We start from the raw sequence: 15,658 nt of genomic DNA, 5'->3' as shown, positions 1-15,658 counted from the left end.
GCTACTTGTTGTGCTGCGCGATCGCCTCGTACACCATGCCGACCAGCAGCTCGTCGGCGTCGCGGCGGCCGAACTCGGAGGCCGCGCGGGACATCTCGTACAGCCGGTGCGGATCGGCCAGGACCGGGAGCACGCTGCTCTGCACCCACTCCGGCGTCAACTGGGCGTCATCGACCAGCAGGCCCCCGCCGGCGTTGACCAGCGGCTGGGCGTTGAGCCGCTGCTCGCCGTTGCCGATGGGCAGCGGGACGAAGGCGGCCGGCAGCCCGACGGCGGACAACTCGGCGACGGTCATCGCGCCCGCGCGGCAGAGCATCATGTCGGCCGCGGCGTACGCGAGATCCATCCGGTCCACGTACGGTACCGGGACATAGGGGGGCATCCCGGGCATGTTGTCCGCATGCGGCAGTTCGTTCTTCGGACCGACCGCGTGCAGCACCTGGATCCCGGCGCGCTGGAGGGCGGGGACGGCGGCCTGGGTGACCTCGTTCAGCCGGCGGGCGCCCTGCGAACCACCGGACACCAGCAGGGTCGGGAGGTTGGGGTCGAGCCCGAAGGCGGCCCGCGCCTCGGGGCGGACCGCGGCACGGTCCAGGGTGGCGATGGTGCGGCGCAGCGGGATGCCGACATAGCGGGCGCCACGCAGCTTGCTGTCGGGGGTGCTGACGGCGACGAACTTGGCGTACCGCGAGCCGATCTTGTTGGCCAGGCCGGGGCGGGCGTTGGCCTCGTGGACGATGATCGGCACCCCGAGGCGCTTGGCGGCGAGGTAGCCGGGCAGCGCCACATAGCCGCCGAAGCCGACGACGCAGTCGGCCTTGGTGCGCTCCAGGATCTGCTCGGCGGCCTTGATCGTGCCGCGCAGCCGCCCGGGGACGGTGATCAGCTCGGGGGTGGGCTTGCGCGGCAGCGGCACGGCCGGGATCAGACCCAGCTCATAGCCGCGCTCCGGGACGAGGCGGGTCTCCAGGCCCTTCTCCGTGCCGAGTGCCGTGATCCCCACGGTGGGGTCCTGCCTCCGCAGTGCGTCCGCGAGGGCGAGCGCGGGCTCGATGTGGCCGGCGGTCCCCCCACCGGCGAGTACGACATGCACCGAAATTCACCGCTCTCCGGACGGCCGCCTCTTGACGCGCCGTCTCATCGTCTTCCATCTCACCCCAGCCTGCCTTCTGCCGAAGACCGGCTTCCGCGCCGACCGGGCCGACAACGCCGCCCGCGCAGCGGGCTCGTCACGCGCGAAGGCGATCAGCAGCCCGATGGCGAACATCGTCGGCAGCAGGGCCGAACCTCCGTAGGAGAACAGCGGGAGCGGGACACCGGCGATCGGCAACAGGCCGAGCACCGCACCGATGTTGATCACGGCCTGCGCCGTGATCCAGGTGGTCACGCCTCCCGCGGCGTACCGTACGAAGGGGTCCTCCGTGCGTCCGGCCACGCGGATACCCGCATAGCCTAGAGCCGCGAAGAGGGCGAGTACCGACAGCGTCCCCGCCAGACCCAGTTCCTCCCCGGTGATGGCGAAGATGAAGTCGGTGTGCGGTTCGGGGAGTTCTCCCCATTTTTCCATACTGGCGCCCAGGCCCGAACCGAAGAATCCGCCGGAGGCCAGTGCGTAGATGCCGTGCACGGCCTGCCAGCACTGGTCGCCGGGGCCCGGGTCGGTCGCGCCGATGCAGGCCAGCCGGGACATCCGGTTGGCGCTGGTCTTGATCAGCAGCGCCCCGATCAGCGCGGCGCTGCCCAGCACCCCCACGAACAGCCGGGTCGGCGCACCGGCCAGCCACAGCAGCCCGAAGAGGATCGCCGTGAGAATGATCGCGGTGCCCATGTCGCCGCCGAGCATGATCAGCCCGAGCAGCAGGAACGCCACCGGGATCAGCGGCACCAGCAGATGCTTCCAGTGCACCAGCAGCCGCTTGTCCTGTTTGCGGGCCAGCAGATCGGCGCCCCACAGCACCAGCGCGAGCTTGCCGAACTCGCTCGGTTGCATCTGGAAAGGGCCGCCGAGGTTGATCCAGTTCTGGTTGCCGTTGACCGCGACCCCTATGCCCGGGATCTGCACCAGGCACATCAGGAACACGGAGACGGCGAGCAGCGGATAGGCCAGCGTGCGGTGCAGCCGAACCGTCATCCGGGAGGCGGCCAGCAGCAGCCCGCCGCCCAGGACGGCGGCCAGCAGCTGCTTGCGGAAGAAGTACGTCGGGGCGAGGCCGGACTGCAGCGCCTTGATCTGGGACGCCGAGTAGACCATCACCAGCCCCAGGACGGTGATCAGCAGACTGCCGCCGAGGATCAGGTAGTAGGCGGTCAGCGGGCGGTCCCAGGCCCGTTTGAGGCGAGTGTGGAGCCCCCGGGGGCCGCCCGGTGTGCGGCCGGCACGCGGCGGGCGCACCGCGGAGGGCCGGCGCGGACGCGACGGGGCCGGCTTCGCCGATCGGGCCGTCATCCTCGTCCCCTCCACAGGTGCGCTCGCCGCCGGCTGACGACGACAGCGGGGAGAAACGTCTAGTGATCCCGTGCGGTCAGCTCGCCGACCGCGTCGGCGAAGGCCTCGCCCCGCTTGTTGTAATTGACGAACATGTCCATCGAGGCACAGGCCGGAGCCAGCAGGACGGTGTCGCCGGGCTCGGCCAGGCGGCTCGCTTCCCTGACCGCCTCGGACATCGCCCCAGTGTCGGTCCGGTCGAGGTCGACCACCGGGACATCGGGGGCGTGTCGCGCCAGGGCTTCGCGAATCAGCGCCCGGTCGGCACCGATCAGCACCACACCGCGCAGCCGGGCCGCCGACTTCTGCACCAGCTCGTCGAAGGTCGCACCCTTGGCGAGGCCGCCGGCGATCCACACGATGTGCTCGTACGCCGCCAACGACGCCTGGGCGGCATGGGTGTTGGTGGCCTTGGAGTCGTCGACGTAGCGGACGTCGCCGAGGTCCGCGATGTGCTGGATGCGGTGGGCGTCCGGGTGGAAGGCGCGCAGTCCGTCGCGTACGGCGGCGGGGGCCACCCCGTAGGCACGGGCCAGCGCCGCGGCCGCGAGGGCGTTGGCGATGTTGTGCGGGGCCGCGGGCGTGACGTCCGAGACCTCCGCGAGCTCCTGGGCCTGCTGCTGCCGGTTCTCCACGAAGGCGCGGTCGACGAGGATGCCCTCGACGACCCCCACCTGGGAGGGGCCGGGGGTGCCGAGGGTGAAGCCGATGGCGCGGCAGCCTTCCTCGACATCCGCCGCCCTGACCAGTTCCTCGGTCGCCGGGTCGGCGGCGTTGTAGACACAGGCGACGGTGTTGCCCTCGTAGATACGGCCCTTGTCGGCGGCGTAGGCCGCCATGGAACCGTGCCAGTCCAGGTGGTCGGGGGCGAGGTTGAGGACGGCCGCGGAGTGCGCCCGTACGGAGGGCGCCCAGTGCAGCTGGTAACTGGAGAGCTCGACGGCGAGGACGTCGTACGAGGCGCCGTCCGGCTGCCCCTCGCCGAGCACCACATCGACGAGCGGGACGCCGATGTTGCCGACGGCGGCGGTCCGCAGACCCGCCGCCTCCAGGATCGAGGCCAGCATCCGGACGGTGGTGGTCTTGCCGTTGGTGCCGGTGACCGCCAGCCAGTCGGCGGCGTCGGGGCCGCGCAGCCGCCAGGCGAGTTCGACATCGCCCCACACCTCGACGCCCGCCTTCCCGGCCGCGGCGAAGAGCGGACTGGACGGCTTCCAGCCCGGGGTGGTGACGACCAGTTCCGTGCCCTCGGGGAGGGTGTCGCCGTCGCCCAGGCGGACCGTGACCCCCAGCTGCTCCAGCTCGGCGGCCTGCGCACGCTCGCGCTCACCGTCGCTGCTGTTGACGACGGTGACGCGGGCGCCGAGGCCGGCCAGGGCGCGGGCGGCGGGAACGCCGCTCACGCCCAGGCCGGCAACGGTGATGCACCGGCCGGCGAAGTCCGCCGGGCTCTGCATGGTCACTTTGCCGCCTGCCAGCCACCGTAGAAGATGCCGAGTCCGACGATGACGCACATGCCCTGGATGATCCAGAACCGGACCACCACAAGGACTTCGGACCACCCCTTGAGTTCGAAGTGGTGCTGGAGTGGCGCCATCCGGAAGACCCGCTTACCGGTGAGCCGGAACGAGCCGACCTGGATGACCACGGACATCGTGATCAGGACGAAGAGACCGCCGAGGATGGCCAGCAGCAGCTCCGTACGGGAGCAGATGGCCAGACCGGCCAGCGCACCGCCCAGGGCCAGCGAACCGGTGTCCCCCATGAAGATCTTGGCGGGCGAGGTGTTCCACCACAGGAAGCCGAAGCAGGCGCCCATCAGGGCCGAGGCGACGACCGCGAGGTCGAGTGGGTCGCGGACCTCGTAACAGGCCGGTCCCGCGGTGATCGGGGTGGCGCACGACTCCTGGTGCTGCCAGATGCCGATGAAGGTGTACGCGCCGAAGACCATCACCGAGGCGCCGGTGGCGAGGCCGTCGAGGCCGTCGGTGAGGTTCACGCCGTTGGACATCGCCAGGATCATGAACAGGGCCCAGATCACGAAGATCACCGGGCCGATCTGCCAGCCGAAGTCCTGGGTGAAGGAGAGCCGGTCGGACGCCGGGGTCTGCCCGCGCAGATCGGCGAACTGCAGGGAGAGCACGGCGAAGGCGATGCCGACGATCAGCTGGCCGGCCATCTTGGCCTTGGCCCGCAGGCCCAGCGAACGCTGCTTGACGATCTTGATGTAGTCGTCGAGGAAGCCGACCAGGCCCATGCCCGCGAAGAGGAAGAGCACCAGGACACCGGAGAAGCTCGGATCACTCGAGGTGATCACCTTCGTCACGGCGTAGGCGATGATCGTGGCCAGGATGAAGGAGATACCGCCCATGGTGGGCGTGCCCTTCTTGCTGCCGTGGGTCCGGGGGCCGTCATCGCGGATGAACTGCCCGTACCCCTTCTTGGCCAGCAGCTTGATCAGCAGCGGGGTACCGATCAGGGTCAGGAAGAGCCCGATCATTCCGGAGAAGAGGATCTGCTTCATCGAGTTCATCGGGACGCGGCTCCACCCTCGGCGCCGGCGGCGCCCTCGATGCCTGCGTCGTCCAGCAATGCTGCGGCCACCCGCTCCAGCCCCACCGACCTGGACGCCTTCACCAGCACGACGTCTCCCGGTCGCAGCTCGCTGCGCAACAGGTCGACCGCCGCCCGCGCGTCGGACACGTGCACCGACTCCTCACCCCACGAACCCTCGTTCTTGGCGCCCATGTCGAGCCAGGCCGCTTCCCTGCCGCCGACTGCCACGAGCTTGCTGACGTTGAGCCGGACGACCAGCCGCCCGACCGCGTCGTGTTCGGCGAGTGACTCCCCGCCGAGCTCGGCCATCTCACCGAGCACCGCCCACGTGCGACCGCCCTTCGCCTTGCCGGCTGCGCCCATGGCGACCAGCGCTCGCAGCGCCGCTCGCATGGACTCGGGGTTCGCGTTGTAGGCGTCGTTGACGACCGTCACGCCGTCCGCGCGCTCGGTGACCTCCATACGCCAGCGGGAGAGCGTGCCGGCTTCGGAGAGCGCGGAGGCGATCTCGTCCACGGGCATGCCCAACTCATGGGCGACGGCGGCCGCGGCGAGCGCGTTCGACACGTGGTGCTCACCGTACAGCCGCATGGTCACATCACTGCACCCGGAGGGTGTGTGAAGCGTGAAGGAGGGCTGTCCGGCCTCCGTGATCCGGACATTCTCGGCACGTACGGCAGCGTCCGCGGCCTCGCCGAAAAGGACCGTGCGGGCCTTTGTGCGGGGGACCATGGCCCGCACATACGGGTCGTCGGCGTTGAGCACCGCGACCCCGCCGTCCTCGGCCGTGGGCAGCTCCTCGACGAGTTCGCCCTTCGCCAGGGCGATCTGCTCCCGGCCGCCGAACTCGCCGATGTGCGCGCTGCCGACGTTGAGCACCACACCGATCCTCGGCGGGGTCAGCCCGGCGAGGTAGCGGATGTGGCCGACGCCGCGGGCGCCCATCTCCAGGACGAGGTGGCGGGTGGTCTCATCGGCGCGCAGCGCGGTCAGCGGCAGCCCGATCTCGTTGTTGAGGTTGCCCTCCGGCCAGACCGTCGGGCCGGTGCGCTGCAGCAACTGGGCGATCAGGTCCTTGGTGCTGGTCTTGCCGGCCGAGCCGGTGAGGCCGACGACGGTGGTGCCCAGCCGCTCCACGACGGCGCGGGCGAGCGCGCCGAGGGCGGCGACCACGTCGTCGACGACGATCGCGGGGACACCGACGGGGCGGGCGGCCAGGACGGCCACCGCGCCCGCCTCCACGGCACCCGCCGCGAAGTCGTGGCCGTCGGCACGGTCACCGGCGAAGGCCACGAAGAGCGCGCCGGGGCATACCGCGCGGGAGTCCGCCACGACCGGTCCGGTCACCCGGCGGCCGTCATCCGGTATGTCGTACTGCCGGCCGCCGACGATGCTCGCGATCTCGGCGAGCGACAGGGAGATCACAGGTCACCCCCGGCGAGGGGCGGGCGGTGACGGTAAAGGGGTTGTGCGCGCATGGCGGTGTGTCATCCCTGGTGGTTCGGCTGCGGTGACTGCTGCGACTGCTGTGACTTCAGCGATCCCTCGATGGCATCGCGCAGCACCTGGCGGTCGTCGAAGGGGCGTACCACTCCGGCGATGTCCTGGCCCTGCTCGTGGCCCTTGCCCGCGACGATCACGGTGTCGCCGGGCTCGGCGCGGGCGACGGCGGCGGCGATGGCGGTGGCCCGCTCTTCCTCGACCAGCACCGTGCCGCGTTCGTGGATGGGGACCTCCGCGGCGCCCGCGAGCATGGTGGCGAGAATCGAGAGCGGGTCCTCGCCACGCGGGTTGTCGGAGGTCAGGATGGCCGTGTCGGCGAGCCGGGCCACCGCGGCGCCCATCGGGCCGCGCTTGTGCGGGTCACGGTCGCCGCCGCAGCCGAGGACGGCGTGCAGCTTGCCGTCGGTGACCTTGCGCAGCGCGCGCAGAACCGATTCGACGGCGTCGGTCTTGTGGGCGTAGTCGACGACCGCCAGGTACGGCTGGCCGGCGTCGATGCGCTCCAGGCGACCGGGGACGCCGGGCACCGCGGCGACGCCGTCGGCCGCGGTCTGCGCGTCGATGCCGGCGACGACCAGCGAGACGATCGCGGCGAGCGCGTTGGCGACGTTGAACGGGCCGGCGATCGGGGAGGCGGCGCGCACGGTCACGCCGCCCGGGCCGTGCACGGTGAACGTCGAGCCGAGGGCGCCGACCTCGACGTCCGAGGCCCGCCAGTCGGCGTCCGGGTGGCCCTCCGCGGAGAAGGTGGTGACCGGGACCTCGGACTCGCCCTCGGCCAGCCGCTTGCCGTACTCGTCGTCGAGGTTGACCACGCCGGCCCGGCTGCGGGCCTTGGTGAAGAGCTGGGCCTTGGCCTGGAAGTAGTCCTCCATCCCGGAGTGGAACTCCATGTGCTCCGGGCTGAGGTTGTTGAAGATCGCGACGTCGAAGACACAGCCGTCGACCCGGCCCAGGACCAGGGCGTGGCTGGAGACCTCCATGGCGACGGCGCGCACGCCGCGCTCGCGCATCACGGCGAACAGCGCCTGCAGGTCCGTGGCCTCGGGGGTGGTGCGCTCGGACTTGATCCGCTCGTCGCCGATCCGGGTCTCGACGGTGCCGATCAGGCCGGTCGGTCCGCCGTCGGGGCGCCCGGCCGCAGCCGCCCGCAGCCCGCCCTCGATGAGGTAGGCCGTGGTGGTCTTGCCGGAGGTGCCGGTGATACCGATCTGGAGCAGGTCCTCGCCCGGCGCGCCGTAGATCGAGACGGCCAGGGAGCCCATCCGGGCACGCGGGTTCTCGACGACCAGGGCCGGCAGACCGGTCGCCGCGGCGCGCTCGGCGCCCGACGGGTCGGTCAGGATCGCCGCGGCGCCGAGGTCGGCGGCCTGGGCGACGAAGTCGGCGCCGTGCAGACGGGCGCCGGGCAGCGCGGCATAGACGTCGCCGGGGCGGACCGCCCGGGAGTCATGGGTGATGCCGGTGACCATGACACCGGTATGGCCGGGATCCGGGGCGGGGCATCCCAGCTGCTCGGCCAGGTCCGCCAGGGGGGTGGGGCGGACCGTTTCAGGGCGCGGGGCTCCCGGGTAGGTACCGGGCCCGCCCTTCTCGGCGTGCTGGGCTTTCGGGGACTGATCAGCGTGTGACACGGCGGTGAGCGTACCGGGCACCACCGGCCCGGGGCGAAGTGAGGGCCGTCGGGAGGAGCAGTTTCCCGCGACGGGGGTGCCGTCGGGGGTACCGTCGGGGGTGATGGTCGTCACGGCGGAATTGCCTCGATTTCATTGGCCTGGCGTGAAGGTGACCGGCAGCCGCGGGGGCTTCGCGCCGGTCGGCGGGACCTGGAGGGTTTTCAGCGCGAAGGCCATGACCTGCTGGTAGATCGGGCCACAGACCTGGCCGCCGAAGTAACTGCCCGTGGTGGGGTTCTGTACGGCGCAGTAGACCGTGATGCGGGGCTTGTCGGCGGGTGCGAAGCCGGCGAAGGACGCGGTGTAGCCGTGGTAGCGGCCGGTTTTGGGGTCCACCCGGTTGGACGTTCCGGTTTTGCCGCCGACCCGGTAGCCGTCGATCTTCGCCTTCGCTCCGGTGCCCTCCTCGTCGTCGACCACCGATTCGAGCATGGTGGCGAGGGTGCGCGCGGTCTTCGGGCTGACCACGCGGTTCCTGACGGGCTTGGGCGCCGGTGCGTAGTGGCCGTCGGGTCCGGTGCTGCCGCGGACCAGTGTGGGGGCGATGCGCTCGCCCCCGTTGGCGATCGTGGAGTAGACCGAGGCGGCCTGTACGGCGTTCAGGGACAGTCCCTGGCCGAACGGGATGGTGAACTGCTGTGAGGTGTTCCAGTCCTGCGGCTTGGCCAGGATGCCGTCGGTCTCCCCGGGGAAGCCGAGCCCGGTCGGCTTCCCGATACCGAACTTCCGCAGGTACGAGTAGAGGACCTGGTTGGCCTGGGGCTGGGTCCTGCCGAGCTGGCCGGCGGCGAGGATCGTGCCGATGTTGCTGGACTTGGCGAGCACGCCGTTGAGCGTCAGATGCCAGGTGGCGTGGTCGACGTCGTCCGCGAACAGCCGGTCGCCGCGGTGCAGCCGGTTGGGCACGGTGACGCGGGTGCCCGCCGTGGCGACGCCCTCCTCCAGGACGGCGGCCATCGACATCAGCTTGCTGGTGGACCCCGGCTCGAAGGCGTCGGACAGCGCGGCGTTGCCCAGCGCCTCCGGATCGGCCTTCGACACCTCGTTGGGGTCGAACCCGGGCGCGTTGGCGAGCGCCAGGATCTCTCCGGTGCGGGTGTCCTGGACGACGACGTAGCCGCGGTCGGCGTTCGACTTGGCGACCTGCTCGGTGATGGCCTGCTGGGCGGCCCACTGGATGTCGCGGTCGAGGGTGAGCTCGACGTCGCTGCCGGGGACGGCGGGGTGTTCCTGGGTGTCGGCGGTGGGCACCCGGCGGCCGCCGGACTGGGCGTAGACGAGCTTGCCGTCCTTGCCCGCCAGCTGCTTGTTCAGCAGCGCCTCCAGACCGCCGCCGCCCGTGCCGGCCCCGTTGACGAAGCCGAGGACGCCGGAGGCGAGGTCCTTGTTCGGGTAGAGGCGCTTGCTGTGCTTGTCGGCGAAGATCCCGACCAGGACGTCGGGGCGGGGCGCGCTCTTGGGGGCGGCGGCCGCCTTGGCGTCGAGGCCGGCGCGCAGGTCCTTGATCCGCTTCCAGACCTGCGGGGTGCGCTGCCGGGCGAGCAGGACGTAGCGCGCCGTGGGCTGGTCGAGCTTTGCGGCGAGGGTGGCCTCGTCCTCGCCGAGGATCGGCGCGAGCAGCGCGGCGGCCCGCTGCGGAGCGTCGTGGATCTTGGTCTTGGCGGGCGCCAGCAGGCTCGGGTCGGCGGTGATGTCGTACGCGTCGACGGTGGTGGCGAGGTCCACGCCGTTGCGGTCGGTGATCGCACCGCGCTCGGCGGCCAGCTTGACCGGTACATAGCGGTTCTCGTTGGCCTTGGCGGCGAACGCTCCGGCGTCCACGGCCTGCACCTGGAAGAGGCGTACGACGAAGACCAGCATCACCAGCGTCAGCGCGAGGGAGACCAGCCGCAGCCGGGGGCGCGGGCTGCCCAGGCGGAGCACCGGGGCCCCGGAGCGGGGGCGGCGGGCGGGAGGCCGGGGACCCGGGCGGGGCGCGGGACGCCGGGCGGCCGGCCGGCCGCCCCGGCCACCGGCCTGACCGCCGCGACCGCCCGCCTGGCCGCCGCGCTGGGCGGGGCGGGGCACCCGGCGGGGGTCCCTGGGCTCGGTCATGCCGCGCTCACCTGCCGGAGGCCGTAGGAGAGAGGACGGCCGGGGCGGCCGGGGCCCGGTGGCCGGCCGCGCTCGTCGCCGACGGCTCGGCGGAGGTGCTCAGCGGCGCCCCGTCCGAGGTGGCCGGGCCCGTCCTGCCGCGGACGGTGCCGTCCGGGAGCAGGAAGGCGGGGCTGCCGCCCGGCACCATGCCCAGTCGGCGGGCCCGCCGCTCCAGGGCTCCCGGGGCGGAGTACGCGTCCACGTCCTGCTGCAGCGCCTGCTGCTCGTCCGTCAGCTCGTCGGTCTTCTTCTCCAGCTTGCTGAGCTCGAACGATCCCTGGTTGAGGGCGGAGTTGAGCAGCAGCAGGGTGATCAGGCCGGAGCCGAGCAGGACGACGATGAGGACCACGAAGGGCGTGCGGGCCGCGGTGCCGGCGGATCCGGCGCCGGAGGGGAACAGCGCGGCGAGGCGTTTCTGTCTGCCTCGCGGCCGCCCCTGGCCTTTCATGCGGTGTCCTCGACGTTCTCGCGGATACGCTCCGCGCCGCGCAGCCGGGCGGGGGCGGCCCGGCGGTTCTCGGCGACCTCCTCCTCCGTGGGGAGTTCGGCGCCGCGGGTCAGCAGCCTGAGCCGGGGCTGGTAGCGCTCGGGGACGACCGGCAGCCCGGCGGGCGCCGTATTGGCCGCTCCGGCCGCGAAGACCTGCTTGACCAGCCGGTCCTCCAGCGAGTGGTAGGAGAGCACGGCGATCCGGCCCCCTACGGCGAGCGCCTTCACGGCGGCCGGGACGGCGCGCTCGACACTGGCCAGCTCGCCGTTGACCTCGATGCGCAGCGCCTGGAAGGTGCGCTTGGCGGGATTGCCGCCGGTGCGCTTGGCGGCCTGCGGCAGCGCGTCCCGGATCAGCTCGACCAGCCGCGCGCTATTGGTGAACGGCTCCTTGGCACGCTCCCGGACGACGGCCTCGACGATCCGCTTGGCCTGCTTCTCCTCCCCGTAGGAGCGCAGGATCCGGACCAGCTCACCGGGCGCATAGGTGTTGAGGACGTCCGCCGCGCTGATGCCGGTCGTCTGGTCCATCCGCATGTCCAGCGGGGCGTCCTGCGCATACGCGAAGCCGCGGTCGGCCTCGTCGAGCTGCATGGAGGACACCCCGAGGTCGAACAGGACGCCCTGGACGCGCGGGGTGCCGAGACGGTCGAGGACTTCGGGGAGCTCGTCGTAGACGGCGTGTACCAGGGTGGCGCGCTCTCCGTAGGGGGCGAGCCGTTCGCCCGCGAGCTTCAGGGCCGCGGGGTCACGGTCGAGGGCGATCAGCCGGGCCGCCGGGAAGGTGGCGAGCAGCGCCTCGCTGTGCCCTCCGAGGCCGAGCGTGCAGTCGACGACCACCGCGCCGGGCTCGGCGAGGGCGGGGGCGAGCATGTCCAGGCACCGCTGGAGCATGACGGGGACGTGGCGAGTGCTGTTGGTCATGCGACGGCCCCGCTGCGCTCGGCCCGCCTGCGGGCGACGTGTGCGCACCGCTTCCTGAATCGCTCGCTACGCTCGCTCATGTGCCTTCCGATGGGCTGGGCAGCAGGTGGGGCCCCGGCCGCTGGCTGGGGGATGCCGCACGTACCGCTTGGTCCCCGCCCGCTCTGAAGGGGAAGTGGCCCTCCGGCGACGGGGAAGTGACGTCGGAAGACCATGGGAGCGGGAGGAGGCCGAGCCGTACGTACGACGCGCGCACGCGAGGAATCCGGTATCCAAGGAGAGCGTCACGCCTCCCACTTCGCGCCACTTTAGTCCACCGGTCGCCCCGGTCAATCAACCGGTTCCGCGCGTCCTGCGACGGCTTTCGCACCGCCTTCGCCGCGGGCTTCTCACCCGGACGGCGGCGCCCCGGACGGCCCTGTGGATTACCTCACATGGAGTGACGTTGCCCCCTATGCCCGGCCTCTCATGCGGCCGGAGCGGCAAGCGGCGATTACCTTGAATCCATGCCCATACCTGCATCGCAGCCGCTGCCCTCGTCCGCCGACAGCGCCGGCACCCGTGCCGGTGACACCGTCACGGACGGTCTCGTCGAGGCGAACCGGCGCTACGCCGAAGCCTTCACCGACCCCGGGATGGACGCCCGGCCCGTCCGGAAGGTCGCCGTCGTGGCCTGTATGGACGCCCGACTCGACCTGCACAAGGCACTCGGCCTCGAACTCGGCGACTGCCACACCATCCGCAACGCCGGCGGGGTGGTCACCGACGACATCATCCGCTCCCTGACCATCAGCCAGCGCGCCCTGGGCACCCGCTCGGTCGTCCTCATCCACCACACCGGCTGTGGTCTGCTCAGCCTGACCGAGGACTTCCGCCACGACCTGGCGGCCGAGGTCGGGCAGCGTCCCACCTGGGCGGTCGAGGCCTTCAAGGACCTCGACGAGGACGTACGGCAGTCCATGGAGCGGGTGCGCACCTCGCCCTTCCTCCCGCACACCGACGATGTCCGCGGCTTTGTGTTCGACGTGACCACCGGACTGCTGCGGGAGATCGATCCGCAGCGCTGACACACCCCGGCCCCGGCCTTCCTGACGTGCGAACGGGAACGAAAAGTCGCATTCGTCACGAAGGCCGGGGCCTATCCTTGTGAGTTATCCACAGGTCATGACGCGAAGCCGCGCGGGCAGCAAGAATGCGGGGGTGACGTCGTCCCGGCGGTGGCCGGGCGCGACGCCGCGTTCGGGGTGGGCCGGTCCGCAAGGGGGCACCGGCCCGTAGTGCGGGGCCGAGGAGGGCCGAGTGACGGCGTATGACGAACGAGCGAGCCTGGGGGGTCCCCCCGCGTATGGGGGTCCCCCCGCCCGGGCGGAGCCGAGAGCGGGGGAAGGGCCGGGCCCAGGGGGAGATCTGACCACCACCGTGGAGCGTGTGCACCGGTCGGTGGAGAGCGTGATCGAGGGCAAGCCCGAGGTCGTACGGCTCGCACTGACCGTCCTGCTGGCCGAGGGGCATCTGCTGATCGAGGATGTGCCCGGCGTCGGCAAGACCATGCTCGCCAAGGCGCTCGCCCGCTCCATCGACTGCTCGGTGCGGCGCATCCAGTTCACGCCCGACCTGCTGCCCTCCGACATCACGGGCGTCAGCATCTACGACCAGCAGCAGCGGGACTTCGAGTTCAAGCCCGGCGCGATCTTCTCTCAGATCGTGATCGGCGACGAGATCAACCGGGCCTCGCCCAAGACCCAGTCGGCGCTCCTGGAGTCCATGGAGGAGCGCCAGGTCACGATGGACGGGCAGACCTACGAGCTGCCCAGCCCGTTCATGGTGGTCGCCACCCAGAACCCGGTCGAGATGGAGGGCACCTACCCCCTCCCCGAGGCACAGCGCGACCGCTTCATGGCACGGGTCTCCATCGGCTACCCCAGCCCGTCGGCCGAGCTGCAGATGCTGGACGTGCACGGCGGTGCCTCACCCCTCGACGACCTCCGGCCGGTGGCGCACGCCCACGAGATCGTGAAGCTGATCGAGGCGGTGCACACGGTCCATGTCGCCGAAACGGTGCGCAGATACACCGTGGACCTGGTGGCGGCCACCCGCAGCCATCCCGAGCTGCGGCTCGGCGCGTCACCGCGGGCGACCCTGCATCTGCTGCGCGCCGCCAAGGCCTCGGCCGCACTCCTGGGGCGGGGGTACGCCCTCCCGGACGACGTCCAGTCGCTGGCTGTGGCGGTGCTCGCGCACCGGCTGCTGCCCACCGCCCAGGCCCAGTTGAACCGCCGGACGGCCGAACAGATCGTGCTGGAGATCCTGCGGCGCGTCCCGGTCCCCGACCCGTCCGCGCAGGCGTGGCGGACACCCGGTCAGCGGCCGCCCGGCGTACGGGGGTTGTGATGTCCGAGGGGGGCGGCGAGGGGGCCGCGGAGCACAGCGGACTGCGGGCGGCTCTCGGGGGGCTGACGACGCGGGGCAGATCGTTCCTGGCGGCCGGGGTGGCCGCCGTGGCGTGCTCCTACCTCCTGGGGCAGGCGGATCTGCTGCGGGTCGGTCTGCTGCTCGCCGCCCTGCCGCTGGTGTGCGTCCTGGTGCTGCACCGCAGCCGCTACCGGGTCGCGGGCAGCCGTACGCTCTCCCCCGCCCGGGTGCCCGCGACCGCCGAGTCCCGGGTCCGGCTGCGGATGGAGAACGTCTCCCGGCTCCCGACGGACGTGCTGATGCTCCAGGACCGGGTGCCGTACGTCCTCGGCCCCCGGCCGCGCTTCGTCCTGGACCGCGTCGAGCCCGGCGGCCGCCGCGAGGTCTCCTACCGCGTCCGCGCCGACCTGCGCGGACGCTATCCGCTGGGACCGCTGCAACTACGGCTCTCCGATCCGTTCGGGATGTGCGAACTGACCCGTTCGTTCAGCACCGTCGACACCCTGACGGTGGTACCGCGGGTCGAACCGCTGCCGCCGGTGCGGCTGGCCGGTGAGGCCGCCGGACACGGCGACGGACGCCGGCGTTCCCTGGCGCTGGCCGGCGAGGACGACCTCATTCCGCGCGGCTACCGGCACGGCGACGATCTACGCCGGGTGCACTGGCGGTCCACCGCGCGCCACGGCGAGCTGATGGTCCGCAGGGAGGAGCAGCCGCAGAAGGCGCGCTGCACGGTTCTGCTCGACACCCGCGCCGTCGCCCACCCGGGAGCGGGCCCCGACTCGGCCTTCGAGTGGGCGGTGGCGGGCGCCGCTTCGGCCGCGGTGCACCTGCTGGAGCGCGGCTTCTCGGTGCGGTTGCTGACCGACACCGGCGCCTCCGTGCCCGGCCCCGACGGCGCCGGCGGCTTCCCGGGCGGCGCCGAATCCGCCGACGCCGTGGGCCTGCTGCTGGACACCCTCGCGGCCGTGGACCACTCCGAGGCAGAAGGGCTGTCGGCGGCGTACGACGCCGTGCGCGCCGGAGACGAAGGCGTGCTGATCGCCTTCTTCGGCGATCTGGACGAGGAACAGGCGGCGGTCGCCGGACGGATACGGCAGCGTTGCGGCGCGGCCGTCGCCTTCGTCCTGGACGGCGACGCCTGGACGCGAGGCTCCGGTGGGACCAGAGTCCCGTCCGGCCAGGTCCCGGTGGCCGAGCGGGTGGGGCTGCTGCGCCGGGCGGGCTGGACGGCGCTGCCGGTGACTCCCGGCGACGCGCTCGCCGACCTGTGGCGGGCTGCCGCGGACCGCGCCGGGGCGGAGCCCGGGCGGCCGGTGGACGCGAGCGCGCCGGAGACGGTGGGCGGGGGCCGGTGGTGAACGGGGGCATGGAGAGCGGACGGTTGACGGACGGGCGGCTGCGCGGGGGCGGGTGGCCGGGTGCGCCCCGGTGGCCGGGTGCGCCCCGGCCCCGCGGCCGGGTCGGCGGACCGTAC

Annotated in this window: 12 protein-coding genes; 3 read left to right on the top strand and 9 right to left on the bottom strand. The window is 72.2% G+C overall.

The features are described 5' to 3' along the window. Position 1: 1 nt before the first annotated feature. The 9 genes from murG to rsmH form a co-directional block, all read right to left on the bottom strand. Positions 2–1,093: an undecaprenyldiphospho-muramoylpentapeptide beta-N-acetylglucosaminyltransferase gene (gene murG, locus D9V36_RS32220; protein WP_088797240.1), complete on the bottom strand. Its 1,092-nt coding sequence runs from the start codon at positions 1,091–1,093 to the stop codon at positions 2–4. Between the two features lie 6 nt (positions 1,094–1,099). Next, complete coding sequence (ftsW, locus tag D9V36_RS32215) at positions 1,100–2,446, bottom strand: putative lipid II flippase FtsW (protein ID WP_129296863.1); 1,347 nt, start codon at positions 2,444–2,446, stop codon at positions 1,100–1,102. 59 nt (positions 2,447–2,505) lie between these two features. After that, positions 2,506–3,942: a UDP-N-acetylmuramoyl-L-alanine--D-glutamate ligase gene (gene murD / locus D9V36_RS32210; RefSeq protein ID WP_129298831.1), complete on the bottom strand. Its 1,437-nt coding sequence runs from the start codon at positions 3,940–3,942 to the stop codon at positions 2,506–2,508. 2 nt (positions 3,943–3,944) lie between these two features. Continuing rightward, positions 3,945–5,009 (bottom strand): phospho-N-acetylmuramoyl-pentapeptide-transferase, encoded by a 1,065-nt coding sequence (gene mraY / locus D9V36_RS32205; RefSeq protein WP_129298830.1) that lies wholly within the window; start codon positions 5,007–5,009, stop codon positions 3,945–3,947. Positions 5,010–5,014: 5 nt separating this feature from the next. Beyond that, complete coding sequence (locus D9V36_RS32200; protein WP_129296862.1) at positions 5,015–6,466, bottom strand: UDP-N-acetylmuramoyl-tripeptide--D-alanyl-D-alanine ligase; 1,452 nt, start codon at positions 6,464–6,466, stop codon at positions 5,015–5,017. A gap of 62 nt (positions 6,467–6,528) precedes the next feature. Beyond that, positions 6,529–8,292 carry a UDP-N-acetylmuramoyl-L-alanyl-D-glutamate--2,6-diaminopimelate ligase gene (locus D9V36_RS32195; protein ID WP_431357715.1) on the bottom strand — a complete coding sequence of 588 codons (1,764 nt, stop codon included), beginning with the start codon at positions 8,290–8,292 and terminating at the stop codon, positions 6,529–6,531. A gap of 18 nt (positions 8,293–8,310) precedes the next feature. Further along, positions 8,311–10,314 (bottom strand): peptidoglycan D,D-transpeptidase FtsI family protein, encoded by a 2,004-nt coding sequence (locus D9V36_RS32190; protein ID WP_129296861.1) that lies wholly within the window; start codon positions 10,312–10,314, stop codon positions 8,311–8,313. Positions 10,315–10,321: 7 nt separating this feature from the next. Beyond that, positions 10,322–10,804 (bottom strand): septum formation initiator family protein, encoded by a 483-nt coding sequence (locus D9V36_RS32185; RefSeq protein ID WP_129296860.1) that lies wholly within the window; start codon positions 10,802–10,804, stop codon positions 10,322–10,324. Continuing rightward, entirely contained in the window at positions 10,801–11,769 is a 969-nt protein-coding gene (gene rsmH / locus D9V36_RS32180) for a 16S rRNA (cytosine(1402)-N(4))-methyltransferase RsmH (protein ID WP_129296859.1), read from the bottom strand. Before rsmH ends, D9V36_RS32185 begins: the two co-directional genes overlap by 4 nt. A gap of 506 nt (positions 11,770–12,275) precedes the next feature. Between rsmH and D9V36_RS32175 the strand changes: the two genes are divergently transcribed. The 3 genes from D9V36_RS32175 to D9V36_RS32165 all read left to right on the top strand — a co-directional run bounded on the left by D9V36_RS32175 (position 12,276) and on the right by D9V36_RS32165 (position 15,542). After that, positions 12,276–12,836, top strand: a complete 561-nt coding sequence (locus tag D9V36_RS32175) for a beta-class carbonic anhydrase (protein WP_129296858.1) — start codon at positions 12,276–12,278, stop codon at positions 12,834–12,836. 232 nt (positions 12,837–13,068) lie between these two features. After that, positions 13,069–14,160 (top strand): AAA family ATPase, encoded by a 1,092-nt coding sequence (locus D9V36_RS32170; protein ID WP_431357714.1) that lies wholly within the window; start codon positions 13,069–13,071, stop codon positions 14,158–14,160. Further along, a complete protein-coding gene (locus tag D9V36_RS32165; protein WP_129296857.1) occupies positions 14,160–15,542 on the top strand; it encodes a DUF58 domain-containing protein in 1,383 nt (460 codons plus the stop codon). Before D9V36_RS32170 ends, D9V36_RS32165 begins: the two co-directional genes overlap by 1 nt. The last annotated feature ends 116 nt before the right edge of the window (positions 15,543–15,658 follow it).

The organism is Streptomyces lydicus (genome assembly GCF_004125265.1).
Taxonomy (GTDB): Bacteria; Actinomycetota; Actinomycetes; order Streptomycetales; family Streptomycetaceae; genus Streptomyces; species Streptomyces lydicus_C.
Note: the sequence above shows the minus strand (reverse complement) of the source record. Positions and strands in the feature narration are given on the sequence as shown.

Bases quoted from the DNA above. Each gene is read 5' to 3' on its own strand.
- ftsW (WP_129296863.1), bottom strand. From the start codon at position 2,446: ATGACGGCCCGATCGGCGAAGCCGGCCCCGTCGCGTCCGCGCCGGCCC.
- murD (WP_129298831.1), bottom strand. From the start codon at position 3,942: ATGCAGAGCCCGGCGGACTTCGCCGGCCGGTGCATCACCGTTGCCGGC.
- mraY (WP_129298830.1), bottom strand. From the start codon at position 5,009: ATGAAGCAGATCCTCTTCTCCGGAATGATCGGGCTCTTCCTGACCCTG.
- D9V36_RS32190 (WP_129296861.1), bottom strand. From the start codon at position 10,314: ATGACCGAGCCCAGGGACCCCCGCCGGGTGCCCCGCCCCGCCCAGCGC.
- D9V36_RS32185 (WP_129296860.1), bottom strand. From the start codon at position 10,804: ATGAAAGGCCAGGGGCGGCCGCGAGGCAGACAGAAACGCCTCGCCGCG.
- rsmH (WP_129296859.1), bottom strand. From the start codon at position 11,769: ATGACCAACAGCACTCGCCACGTCCCCGTCATGCTCCAGCGGTGCCTG.
- D9V36_RS32175 (WP_129296858.1), top strand. From the start codon at position 12,276: ATGCCCATACCTGCATCGCAGCCGCTGCCCTCGTCCGCCGACAGCGCC.
- D9V36_RS32165 (WP_129296857.1), top strand. From the start codon at position 14,160: ATGTCCGAGGGGGGCGGCGAGGGGGCCGCGGAGCACAGCGGACTGCGG.